Origin of the sequence: Amphibacillus indicireducens (genome assembly GCF_039539605.1) — a bacterium.
GTDB classification, from domain to species: Bacteria; Bacillota; Bacilli; order Bacillales; family Amphibacillaceae; genus Amphibacillus; species Amphibacillus indicireducens.
Window position 1 is genome coordinate 1 of sequence record NZ_BAABDL010000053.1, and the last position, 12196, is coordinate 12196.

Annotated in this window: 14 protein-coding genes; 4 read left to right on the plus strand and 10 right to left on the minus strand. The window is 35.7% G+C overall.

Annotated features, from left to right (window positions below):
* Positions 1-940: DDE-type integrase/transposase/recombinase (locus tag ABD814_RS05130; protein ID WP_344911025.1), on the plus strand; the 940-nt coding region annotated here is incomplete at its 5' end.
* Positions 941-1153: 213 nt separating this feature from the next.
* Here the strand turns inward: ABD814_RS05130 and ABD814_RS05135 are convergent.
* The 6 genes from ABD814_RS05135 to ABD814_RS05160 all read right to left on the minus strand — a co-directional run bounded on the left by ABD814_RS05135 (position 1154) and on the right by ABD814_RS05160 (position 5311).
* Complete coding sequence (locus tag ABD814_RS05135) at positions 1154-1336, minus strand: DUF4227 family protein (protein WP_344911026.1); 183 nt, start codon at positions 1334-1336, stop codon at positions 1154-1156.
* A 146-nt stretch (positions 1337-1482) separates the two neighbouring features.
* Complete coding sequence (fur, locus tag ABD814_RS05140) at positions 1483-1929, minus strand: ferric iron uptake transcriptional regulator (RefSeq protein ID WP_344911027.1); 447 nt, start codon at positions 1927-1929, stop codon at positions 1483-1485.
* A gap of 108 nt (positions 1930-2037) precedes the next feature.
* Positions 2038-2676, minus strand: coding sequence for a stage II sporulation protein M (spoIIM, locus tag ABD814_RS05145; protein WP_344911028.1), 639 nt, complete (start codon positions 2674-2676; stop codon positions 2038-2040).
* Between the two features lie 100 nt (positions 2677-2776).
* Complete coding sequence (locus tag ABD814_RS05150; RefSeq protein WP_344911030.1) at positions 2777-3940, minus strand: endonuclease Q family protein; 1164 nt, start codon at positions 3938-3940, stop codon at positions 2777-2779.
* A complete protein-coding gene (locus ABD814_RS05155) occupies positions 3940-4494 on the minus strand; it encodes an NUDIX domain-containing protein (protein ID WP_344911031.1) in 555 nt (184 codons plus the stop codon). Before ABD814_RS05155 ends, ABD814_RS05150 begins: the two co-directional genes overlap by 1 nt.
* Before the next feature lie 25 nt (positions 4495-4519).
* Complete coding sequence (locus ABD814_RS05160; protein WP_344911033.1) at positions 4520-5311, minus strand: SDR family NAD(P)-dependent oxidoreductase; 792 nt, start codon at positions 5309-5311, stop codon at positions 4520-4522.
* A gap of 77 nt (positions 5312-5388) precedes the next feature.
* On the opposite strand from ABD814_RS05160, the gene ABD814_RS05165 reads away from it, so the two are divergent.
* Together ABD814_RS05165 and rnz are read left to right on the plus strand one after the other, a co-directional pair.
* Positions 5389-6150: a glycerophosphodiester phosphodiesterase family protein gene (locus tag ABD814_RS05165; RefSeq protein WP_344911034.1), complete on the plus strand. Its 762-nt coding sequence runs from the start codon at positions 5389-5391 to the stop codon at positions 6148-6150.
* Positions 6151-6175: 25 nt separating this feature from the next.
* A complete protein-coding gene (gene rnz, locus ABD814_RS05170; RefSeq protein WP_344911035.1) occupies positions 6176-7105 on the plus strand; it encodes a ribonuclease Z in 930 nt (309 codons plus the stop codon).
* 22 nt (positions 7106-7127) lie between these two features.
* On the opposite strand, the gene ABD814_RS05175 is transcribed toward rnz, so the two are convergent.
* Both ABD814_RS05175 and ABD814_RS05180 read right to left on the minus strand, forming a co-directional pair.
* The gene (locus tag ABD814_RS05175) at positions 7128-8375 is read right to left on the minus strand and encodes a DNA polymerase IV (protein ID WP_344911036.1); all 1248 of its coding nucleotides are present in this window, start codon (positions 8373-8375) and stop codon (positions 7128-7130) included.
* A 43-nt stretch (positions 8376-8418) separates the two neighbouring features.
* Positions 8419-9540 carry a M20/M25/M40 family metallo-hydrolase gene (locus ABD814_RS05180; RefSeq protein ID WP_344911038.1) on the minus strand — a complete coding sequence of 374 codons (1122 nt, stop codon included), beginning with the start codon at positions 9538-9540 and terminating at the stop codon, positions 8419-8421.
* Between the two features lie 124 nt (positions 9541-9664).
* Between ABD814_RS05180 and ABD814_RS05185 the strand changes: the two genes are divergently transcribed.
* Positions 9665-9820, plus strand: coding sequence for a DUF4044 domain-containing protein (locus ABD814_RS05185; RefSeq protein ID WP_344911039.1), 156 nt, complete (start codon positions 9665-9667; stop codon positions 9818-9820).
* 32 nt (positions 9821-9852) lie between these two features.
* Here the strand turns inward: ABD814_RS05185 and ABD814_RS05190 are convergent, their stop codons facing one another.
* Both ABD814_RS05190 and ABD814_RS05195 read right to left on the minus strand, forming a co-directional pair.
* Entirely contained in the window at positions 9853-10806 is a 954-nt protein-coding gene (locus tag ABD814_RS05190) for an aromatic acid exporter family protein (RefSeq protein WP_344911041.1), read from the minus strand.
* A gap of 151 nt (positions 10807-10957) precedes the next feature.
* Positions 10958-12196 carry a dihydrolipoamide acetyltransferase family protein gene (locus tag ABD814_RS05195; RefSeq protein ID WP_344911042.1) on the minus strand — a complete coding sequence of 413 codons (1239 nt, stop codon included), beginning with the start codon at positions 12194-12196 and terminating at the stop codon, positions 10958-10960.

The following is a 12196-nucleotide window of genomic DNA, read 5'->3' on the forward strand; positions in this document are numbered from 1 at the left end:
ACTGGCATTCACTTTTGGCAATTTAATGGGCAAATCACCTATAAAAAATCAAGTTATGAATAATGCAGGGTTACGTTATATTTATCGGTCTTTTCACTTAAATCTCGAAGACATTAAATCCTACGGATTAATCAAAGCGCCTGTTGATTTAGCAAAGATTCATGCGTCTCCTCGATTATTAGGGGAAATCCTTACGCTTCATGTGAACTATGGGTTGCCAGCCCCAAAAGTAGCCGCTTTACTTTATGACCTTCACGGTGTGAAGATCAGTCGCCAAACGGTCTTAAACTATGCTTCAGCAGCAGGTGCGCAACTCTTACCTCTCACTCAAGATTATCCTTACGAGCTATCAAATGAGATTTGTGGAGATGAGACTTATATACGCGTCAAAGGAAAGTGGAACTATATCTGTTATTTCTTTGATGCTAAAAAGAAAATTATCTTATCCCAACGTTTATCAGCTAAGCGCAATACCGAGTTGGCGATAATGGCTGTTCACGATGTGCTGTCTCATTACGCCTTAGAAGGCGTACCAGAAGATTTGAACCTCGTCGTTGATGGTAATCCAATTTACAAATTAGCTCAACATTATTTATCCCAACACGGTTTTCAGTTTGATGTGACACAAGTCATTGGATTAACCAACGAAGACGATGTCTCAAAAGAATACCGTCCCCTTAAACAAATAATCGAACGATTAAACCGTACATACAAAGGGAATTATCGAGGAACACACGGTTTCAAATCACAAAACGGAGCACGAGCCCATATCGCCTGTTTTACGGCTTGTTTCAATTTTTTAAGACCTCATCAAGCATTAGACAATAAAGTTCCTGTTCGGATTCCTTATGTTCATGACGGGGTTGAAAATATGCCTGACAAATGGATTCGGTTATTAAACTTAGGAAATGGTCTCCTTAAAAGCACCTCAGCTGAATAAAGGTTACTTTACTTAACCAACTTGTTTAAAAAGCTAAAACAGGAGGGTCTTTTTGTGTTATCCATTTTTTAAATTCAGATTCTTTTCTTCGCTTAATTCCGCTTGAAACTTTCAAAAAAACATCTTTGGCATTTAAAAAAGTATCCTATTTGGGAATATCATACCTTCGAACAGGAATAAATCTGATTTTTCATAGAACTTTTGGCATTACCTTTAGTTTAAGAAAAACTTAAATAAGTTTACTTGTTCAGCAGCCTTTTCAGGTTCAATATGTCTTAACTGCTGTTGATATTCATTTCTCATCATACTAACGCCATATAAAAAGATTGAAAAAGTAATTAAAAAAATAATGACAACTTTTATCATCTCGGTGATGATTTGTTTTAACTTAACCATGTTAGCTCGTCCCTTCTACTTACATACTAAAACCATTATTGTTCTAGTACCTATTTTAAACAGGAAAAGCTAACATTAAACATTAAATGATTAAAGGAGCTATTACAATTAACAGCTCCTAGATTTAATTTAAAGACGATTCAGTTTTAATCTTGCTTAGGTTGGCAATCTCGACAGATACCATGGAATGTTAATCGGTGATCCTTAACTTGAAAGCCCCAGCCTTCTTCAACAATTAATTCAACCTCTTCTAATAGGTCTTCAACAATTTCTTCAACAGTGCCACATTCCATACAAACAAGGTGATGATGAAAGTGGGCGGCACCTTCTTTTCTCAAATCATATCGTGACACACCGTCACCAAAATTAATTTTATCAACTATTTTTAATTCTGATAGTAATTCTAAAGTTCGATAGACGGTTGCTAAGCCAATTTCTGGTGCCTTTTCTTTTACAAGCAAGTAAATATCTTCTGCACTTAAATGATCTTCCTCACGTTCAAGTAACACCCGAACGGTTGCTTCGCGTTGAGGAGTTAATTTGTAACTTTGAGCATGTAATTGTTTTTTGATCCGTTCAATCCGATGTTCCATGACGGAACCCCCTCCCACTTTCTCAATTATAAGCAGAGAGTGAGAAACTGTCAATTACAATTATTATAATTTGAAAATAAGTTTTAACTATCATCATAAGAATCTTTCTTAATTGATAAGTTGTCTAACTAACGGTAAATAATAACCAATTAAATAACCTTCAATTAATGCCGCCAACAAACAAAAACCAAACAAAACGACAAAAACAATTAAATACTGGCTAACCGGTTCTACTGTAAACCGAATAAAGCGTCGACCTGAAAGTTTTTTTAATAATTGACCGGAAAAGATCATAGCAATCGTAGCAGCAAACAAATAAACAGGGATAACAATTAAGTTTTGCGGTAGAATGGCTGCGCTAATGAATAATAAGCCGCTAAAACCATACTGATAGACAAAAAAACCGACTGAAAAACCGATAAAAGTTCCTTTAATGAATATCGTAACCCAAATAATTGGTAATCCAATAATTGATAAGCCTAAAAGCAAGAAAATAATTAAATATTGTAAATGTGAGAATAACGCAGATTTAAATAAATCAAAATGATTCAGAATTTCTTGTTGATCAATTCTGGAAAAATATTGATTTAAATAAAATAGTAAATCTTGTTTCTGAGTAAAGTGCATTGATACAACAATCATTGCACCAAAAATAAGCCCAACTATAAATAAAATCATAATAAATAGATAACTTAATTGATTCGTTTCGATATGTTTTGTAATTTCTCTTTGATAATTCGTTTTCATCGTCTCCGCCACCACACATTCTTTAATGTTGTTATCGTGAAAATATCAATAACTATACTAAAAAATATGAAATGATAGAGTAAAATAGAACTGAAAATTTCTATTCACTTATTTTACCATACTTACCTCCCCCACCGGTTTGAATATTGATCTTGCCAGAGCGGATGTTTTCAAGTTGGTTTGCAATTCTACTACCAACGAGTGCCCTAATTACCTCAAGATTCGCTTCATGTAAAATCTCCATTTCCGTCCCAAACTGATCAAGCATTTTTTGATATGTTTTTTTACCAAGTCCATGAATATAATCTAATGGAACGTGATAATGATATTGAGGACGCTTACGCTCGATTAATTCGCTATCCTTTAACTCATCAATTCTTTCTGACACACCTTTAATTTTCCCACTTCGGCCACAATTTGCACACTGATCTTCAGTAAAGTTATTGCTCTCACAATACTTACAAATCGATTGATAATATTTTCCTAACCGTGGGTGCATTCCATAATTAGCAATAACTTTGCGCCCATCTCTTTCATGTAAAGCAAGCTTGAACTCTTTAAAGTTACTCAATTTCATTGCTATTGTCTGGTATTCACGGACCATTTTTATTAATGAATGAGCATCTGAATTTGTTAAAAAAGTATAGTTGTTCAACTCGTTTATGCCTTGAACCATCGTGGTATCTGAACTTAAACCTAATTCAATCGCATCGATTAAATCTGGTTTAAAAACTTCGGTTAAAGAATGCTTCACACCTTTACCGTATAAACTTTTGAATGGTGTAAACACATGAGCAGGAATGAATAATCCAGCTAACTCTTTTACTTTTTCTTGTAACTCAACTGCCGTCACATAAACACGTTGTGAACTTAACTGAATATTTTTTAGCTGATTTTTTAACCATTCAGTAAATTGTTTGATTGTTTTCAAATCTGGAAAATAACACAACACATGAATCGGTCCTGAGCAATACTGATCGTAAATCTCTAATTCAACACCTAATAGAAGTGTGACTGACTCAAACTGAATCCCGCCATCTGCTAATTCAATTGCTTGATTAGCTTGGATCAATTGCTCGATCTCGGTTTGGACTGTCGGGACATGACAATCAACAATTCCAATCAAATCAAGGCCTTTATTTCTGCTTGCTTCAATTAAAATATTTGTTAAAGTTAAATTTTTTGAACCTGTAATTTTAACTGGCCGATTTGCTTGATCACGACCAATATGGATGTGCAAATCCGCATAAAATTCTGTTAACATTAAAATGTTCCTTTATCGTTTCGTAATTTTAAGTATTGAATGGCATAACTCGTCTTTAGATCATGAATCCGTTGTGACTTTTCAAATCCTGCCAATTCTTCTAGTGTATATTCAAACACTTCAACAAATTCATCATCATCGGCTTGAAGCCCATTCTCTACAGCCGTTAACTGGTCAGCAAGATAGAAATACAAAATTTCATTTGCAAACCCTGGTGACGTATAAGATGAAGTTAAATAAGTGATCCGATTTGCTCGATAGCCAGTTTCTTCTTCTAATTCTCGTTTAGCAGTTTCAACTGGATCCTCACCTAATTCAAGCTTTCCGGCAGGAATTTCTAACAAGCTTTTTTCTAATGGTTTACGATATTGTTCCACAACAACGATTTTACCCTCATCTGTTAGAGCAATAATCGCAACTGCACCAGGATGTTTGACAATTTCTCTCGTCGATTCTGTCCCGTCTGGTAAGACGACGGTATCTACAGATAAATCAATCATCCTCCCAGTAAAAATCTGTTCAGTTTTTATCGTTTTTTCTTCAAATTTTTTCATCAGCTAATCCTTTCAACTCATTATTTTATTTTTTATTAAATTGTTGGTTTAGTAATTTTTCCATTAGAGTTGGGAATTGATGGTGTAATTTTGCACCAATAGCCATCCACCAAGGTAAATTAATCTCTCGTTTACGTTTAAATAGATTTTTGATGATTGCATTTGCGACTTGATCTGCTGTCAGCATATAACGTGCAACCGACTTTTGATAGCCACCATCAGGATCAGCTTGTTTAAAAAAGTTCGTTTTGACAGGACCTAAATTGACGGTCGTAATCAGTAAATCTTTCGTTTCAATTTCTAGTCGCACTGCATTTGTATAAGCAATCAATGCGCTCTTTGTCGCACTGTAAGCAGCAGCTTTCGGGGTTGCCATTTTGCCTGCCATTGAGCCAATATTAATAATATGTCCAAATGTTTGAGTTTGAAAAAACGGAATCATTACTTTTAGCGATTCAATTACAGCATAAACATTTAGCTTGAACATTCGATCGATATCATTTGTTTGAGTCAAATGTGCAGATTCGAAAATACCAAGCCCTGCATTATTAATTAATCCATCAATTTGTGAATGGTTTCGAATGACTTTTTTAAATACCGTTTGGCAAGCTGTTCGGTTACTTAAATCAGCCGCATAAACGTGAATTTGATTAGACGTTTTTTTACTCAGCTGCTCGTGCAATTGATTGAGTTTTTCTTCAGATCGACTAATCAGAATTAGATTAGCTTCTAGCTGAGTTAATTTAAATGCTAATGCTTGTCCAATACCGCTCGTGGCTCCCGTTATGATGATTGTTTTATTAGAAAAATTTTTCACAAAAAATCGAACCTCCTAATGCCACATTCTTCTATATTATGCTATGATTTAAGTGAAATCGCAAATTATTAATTGAGGTGATTCAGATAAAACCACTTATTATCGCACATCGTGGGGCAAGCTTTGACCGCCCAGAAAATAGCTTCGCTGCCTTTAAACTTGCTTATGATCAAGGGGCTGAAGGAATTGAAACGGATGTTCATCTCAGCAAAGATAACGTACCCGTCCTCATTCACGACCATACAGTTAACCGAGTGACGAGTCAAAAAGGCTTGATCAAACAATTCACATTTAAAGAGCTAAAACAGTTAGATATCGGTTCATGGTTTGACCCGATTTATCATACTGAACGAATCATGTCATTAGTAGATTTTTTACAATGGGCCGAACCGAGCCAATTGATGATTAATTTAGAATTAAAAACGAATAAAGTGAACTATCCCGAGGTTGAAGCGATTGTTTATCAATCTGTCGAGGAGTTAAAGATGCTTGATCGTGTTGTTTTTTCAAGCTTTAATCACTTGAGTCTTGAAAAATTATCTCAATTAAATCCAAACACTTATCGAGCGCTGTTAGCTAAAAGACATTCGTCTCGACTCATCAAACTGAGTCAACAATTAAATTTAACAGGTATCCACTTAAAGCAACGAGCGATTAACCTGATCACGACAAAAAAGTATCATCAATTCAATCAATATGTCGGTGCATATACAGTCAATCAGCCGAATGATCTGAGAAGATGCTTGCGGGCAAAGTGTGATATGATCATAACAGATCGTCCTGGTTTAACGATCGAAAAAAAGGAACTATTCCTTAATCAAAAAGATGACAAGTTCTAAATATAATTAAAAGAGGTTAATTGATATGAAAGTAACTTTTTTAGGTACAGGTGCGGGTCTGCCTTCTAAACAGCGGAATGTTAGCTCAGTTGCACTTCATTTGTTAAAGGATGAGGGTGCGATCTGGTTGTTTGACTGTGGAGAAGCAACTCAACACCAAATTTTGTATACAACATTGAAGCCACGAAAAATTGAAAAAATATTTATTACCCATTTACATGGTGACCATATCTATGGTTTACCAGGTCTATTAAGTAGTCGCTCTTTCCAAGAAGGCTCAAGTCCATTAACAATATTCGGACCAAAAGGACTAGATCAATTTATTGAGACGAGTTTAAATGTGAGTCAGACAAAGCTACAATATCCAATTCAATTTGTTGAGATTTTTGATGGCTATCAGCTCGTTGAAGCAGATTACACAGTTGATGTGATTAAATTAGACCACGGCATTGACTCGTTTGGCTATCGACTAACTGAACACGATCAAATTGGGGAACTACAAGTCGACCGATTAAAAGCATTAGGTATCCAACCTGGACCCATTTATCAACAAATTAAACAGAATGAAGTAACTGAATTAGCAGACGGAAGGGAAATAGCTCGAGCTGATGTTGTTGGACCAGATAAAAAAGGACGTAAACTAGCTATTTTCGGTGATACAAGATTTCCATATCGGTTTGAAAAGTTCGTTAAAGGTGTTGACTTATTAATCCACGAAGCCACTTTTGACGGTGCTGATCAAAATTTAGCGAATCAATATTACCATAGTTCAAATGTAGAAGTAGCCCAACTTGCTAAAAATGCAAATGTTAATCAGTTAGTGCTAACTCATCTTTCTGCTCGATATCAAGACCAGAACTTACGTGAGTTTTTGCAAGAAGCACAAGCAATTTTTGCAAAAACAACTGTGGCAAAAGACTTTTTAACAATCGAAATACCCAAAGCGACTCGTTAACCACAGTGCTTTGGGTATTATGTTACTGTTTAAAATCATCTAGAAAGTCTTTTTGAAAGCTTGTTGTTGGTGTGTCATTATTGACTTGATCTTTAATTTTTTTGAATGGGTTCTTCCCATATTTTGTGCTTAATTCGTCAATGACATTTTGTATTGCTTCATCCTGTAAATGTTCTTGATAATTAAATAAATTAAGCTGTTCAATCGCTTGTTCTTTTTCAACCAGATTTTGCGCTGTTACTCCGAGTAAACGAATCGGTTCACCATTCCAATTTGTATCAAATAATTCACTCGCTACCGCAAAAATCTCGTCCTCTTGTGCCAAATACTCATCTTTTGTAATACTCCTTGTGATCGTCTTTCGATTATAGTAACGAATCATAATTTGTAATGTTTCAGCAACAACCTCTTTACGTGCTAACCGAATAGCAACTTTCTGTGATAATCTTCGTAACAGTTTGGCAATTGTTGTATCGTCGGTTGTATCTTCCCGTAATGTTTCCGAATTTCCGATACTTTTAAAGTCATAAATCGCATCTGGATCAACTGGGCTCGTATCAATCCCTTTTGCACGTTGTTGAAGACGTTCGCCATTAACACCGAGGATTCGTTTTAGCTGAAATTGATCCGCTTCAACTAAATCACCGATTTTATAGACGTCAAGTTTGTGCAGTTTTTCTGCTGTCTTTTGACCAACGCCGTACATTTCTTCGATATCAAGTGGCCATAATTTTTCTGGTAAATCTCTTTTTCTTAGAATCGTAATTCCCATCGGCTTTTTCATGTCAGAAGCCATTTTTGCTAAAAATTTATTAGGTGCGATACCAATGCTACATGGTAAATCAAGCTCATTCTTGATTCTTTGCTGTAATCTTTCTGCAATTTCCCAAGGTGGACCTAAATCATAGCATTCGGTAATGTCCAGATAGCCTTCATCAATTGAAATTGGCTGAACAATTGGTGTAATCTCGGCCATAATTTTAAAAATCTCACTCGATGCTTGACGATAGCGATCAAAATTAGGTGGTAAGACAATTAGTTCAGGACAAAGTTTTTTTGCCTGCCATAAAGGCATCGTCGTTCGAACACCTTTTGCTCGTGCTTCATAGCTGCTCGTAACAATAATGCCACGGCGCTCTTCCGGATTCCCAGCAATGGCTAATGGTTTCCCTTTCAGTTCAGGATTATAAGCAGCCTCAACTGAAGCATAGAAACTGTTCATATCAAGATGAAAAATAATTCGTCCGTTTTTTGGATACCATTTCAACATTGTATCGCTTCCTTTTGAACAAGCATTTTCAACAAATTTTTATTTATGATTGACTGGCAACCTGTTTAATAATTTCAAGTACGAGTTCAGTTAATTTCACAAGTTCAGTAATTGGCATTTTTTCATTAGTCGTATGAATTTCTTCATAACCAACAGCTAAATTCACTGTCGGGATTCCAAAACCAGCAATAATATTAGCATCACTTCCGCCACCACTTTGTTTTAGAGCGCTCGTTCTACCAATCTGATCAATTGCCTGTTCTGCGATGCGCACGACGTGGTCATCTGCCGCTTGTTTAAAACCGGTATACATCACTTGTGTATCAATTTCAACATCTCCGCCAAGCTCACGAGCTGCATCAACAAATGCCTCTTCCATCTGACTCACTTGTTTTTTTACCTTAGCTGGTTCTAATGAACGTGCTTCAGCTAATACTTCAACATAATCACAAACAATATTTGTTTTCTGTCCACCTTCAAAACGTCCAATATTAGCCGTAGTTTCTTGATCAATGCGTCCTAATGGCATATTCGTAATTGCTTTAGAGGCAATTGTGATCGCAGAGACACCTTTTTCAGGTGCGACCCCAGCATGAGCTGTTTTCCCTTTTACTTTTGCTAAAAGCTTCATTTGTGTTGGAGCTGCAATGACAATGTCACCTACTGGTCCATCACTGTCAAGCGCATAACCAAATTCAGCATCAATTAATGCCGGGTCTAATGCCTTCGCACCAACTAAACCAGACTCCTCACCTACTGTAATCACAAACTGAATTTGTCCATGAGGTAGATTCTGTTCCTTAAGACAGTGGATTGCTTCAATCATTGTTGCTAAACCTGCTTTATCATCGGCACCAAGAATTGTCGTACCATCTGATTTAATTAAATCTCCTTCGATCTTTGGTTTAACACTTTTGCCAGGGAATACTGTATCCATATGTGATGTAAAATAAATCGGTGTTGCCTTTTGTTTCGCTGGTAACGTACAAATTAGATTACCTGCACCAAATCCAGTCTTAGACTTCGCATCATCTTCAATGACATTCAAGCCCAAGTCAGTAAAAATTGTTTTAAGAACTTGGGCAATTTCTGTTTCAGCTCCTGTTTCTGAGTCAATTTGAACAAGTTGCAAAAATTGGTCAACTAATCGTTGTCTATTAATCATTTAATTATTTCTCCTTTGTGAAGATAAAGACGTCTTCATCTCAATCTTTTCTTAAAAAGCTTGTCACTTCGAAAGAATCAAGTTACAATAGTGGTATGATTTCCTGTTTGAAGGAGGTATTTTCATGGCTAAGAAAAGAAAAGCAAAATCGAATCAACAAATGCAATCTGAACGCAAGCCTTCTAAACGAGAAAAGCGTACGAAGTTTGTCATTTACCTAATGATTATTATTATGCTCGGATCTGTGATCTCAGGCGCATTGGTACAAATATTTTCATAAGAAGAGTAGCTTTAAAATTAGCTACTCTTTTTCTATGCACAATTTTCAGTTACTGCTCGGTTTTTAATTTGTAAATAACGCTCAATTTCACCAAGTAATTGAAATAAACTTGCTCTGATTTCAAATTCTAATCTCGTTGTTGGTAATTGATCTTTTTCAAAATATGACTTTAGCCACTGTACTTGATCTAAGTGATAAGTTACTGCATTATTTGGATAAATTGCATCAGCTAAATCATTATATAAATCAGCGATTTTATGTGATTGTTTAACTGGTATGTCTAGTGGCTCAATCATTCGAATCATTTGCTCTAAACAATCTAATTGAACTTTTCGCATTGAAAAATAATCTTGTTGCTTGTGTGCCTGACGGCTAAACGTATTTTCAATATTTTTAGCTACCCATTCTTCCGCACGATATAATTGCTCCTTTAACTCATTGAACCGACTTTTCGGTAGATCTTTATTTTCACCTTTTAAATAACCAGCAAAGTGTCGAAAGATTTGTTGATAACTCGCTTCAATTTCTTTTTTATAGTCAGCTAATTTCTTATCTAAACTTGGCATATATAGATTAAGAACTAACGCTACCCCAATTCCAAGCACCATAATCACAATCTCATTGATGATAATCGGTTGATCAATCGTACCTGTTTCATAAAAATGAAAGATAACAACAAGACTTGTCACAATCCCAGGTGCAATTTTTAAAAAATTAGAGATTGGGATGAAAACAAGGAGCAATAAGCCTACCGTCCACGGCTCATAGCCTAAGTTATCAAAAATAAAATAAGCAAAAACAATTGATAAAAGGCCTGCAGCGAAACGTTGTCCAGCGATTAAAAATGATTGCTTCCTTGTTGGCTGAATACACAATACTGCAATAATCCCTGCTGAACCTGTAAAATTCAACCCCAGTGTTTCAGCAATCAAAACTGCAATTGGCACCGCCACAATCATTTTAAGCATTTGATAGTCTATTTTCACTTCGATTCGCTCCTCACCTATTTTAAACTAAATCATACAACCTAACCTTTATTATAGTTTACAATAGTAAAATATTCAAAACCAATTAAAAAAATAGCCCTAACTACTTTATTCTGTCACAAATAAAATAACTAGGACTGATATTAATGATTTAATATATTGGTGTTGTGTCGCCTGAGATATTTTCTAAAATGTTTTTAACGTGTGACATAAATCTTCCGCAAATTACACCATCTAAAATTCGATGGTCAAGTGATAAACACAAATTGACCATATCACGCGCTGCAAACATGTCATTAATAATCACAGGCTTCTTCACAATCGATTCTACTTGTAAGATGGCCGCTTGTGGATAATTAATGACACCCATCGATTGAACAGAACCAAACGTTCCCGTATTGTTAACCGTAAAGGTTCCGCCTTCCATATCTGCTTGCGTCAACTGATTATGCTTTGCTTTATGCGCCAATTGATGAACACTCTTTGCAATCCCTTTAATACTTTTTTCATCAACATTATGAATCACAGGTACATACAACTCAGTTTCATTTCCAACTGCGATCGATAAGTTAATCTCTTTATGTTGAATAATCTTATCATCTTGCCACGAACTATTTAATTCGGGAAATTCTTTTAATGCCTTGGCTACCGCATTTAAAAAGAATGCGAAATATGATAGGTTATAACCTTCTTCTTCTCTAAATTTGTCCTTTTCAGCATTACGATAAGCAACTAAGTTTGTCACGTCAACTTCAATCATCATCCAAGCGTGTGGTATTTCTGTTTTAGCTCGAACCATATTAGTAGCAATTGCTTTTCTAATTCCGGTAACAGGAATCTCACGATTAACCGCTACTGGGGGAACAGGCTGTTGTGTCGTTTTAGCTTGGATAATCGACTCATTTTCGATTGATTCAACAACCTGATTATTTTCGTTATTCAAATAATTGAGCACATCTTTTCGAGTAATTCTTCCGGCTAATCCAGTCCCTCTTAGCTTACTTAAATCAATCTGATGTTCTTGTGCTAGAGTTAAAACTGCAGGTGAGTATCTTTGCTTCATTGATTCTGATTTTTGCGTTTGACTTTTTTTAGCACGATCATGCTCTTGAACATCAACTTCATGATCGTGATCTTCAGTGTGACCTGAATCAACTTTAATTTCAAATATAGGTGTTCCGACGTTAACAGTCTCATCTTCTTCAGCAAGCAACTTCACAATTGTTCCTGAATACAATGCTGGAACTTCTGCATTAACTTTATCAGTCATCACCTCTAGTACTGGTTGATATTGCTCAATTTTATCACCAGCCTTAATCAGCCACTGGCTAATCGTACCTTCAGTTACACTTTCACCTAGTTGTGGCATTGTCATTGTTTTAATCGTCAT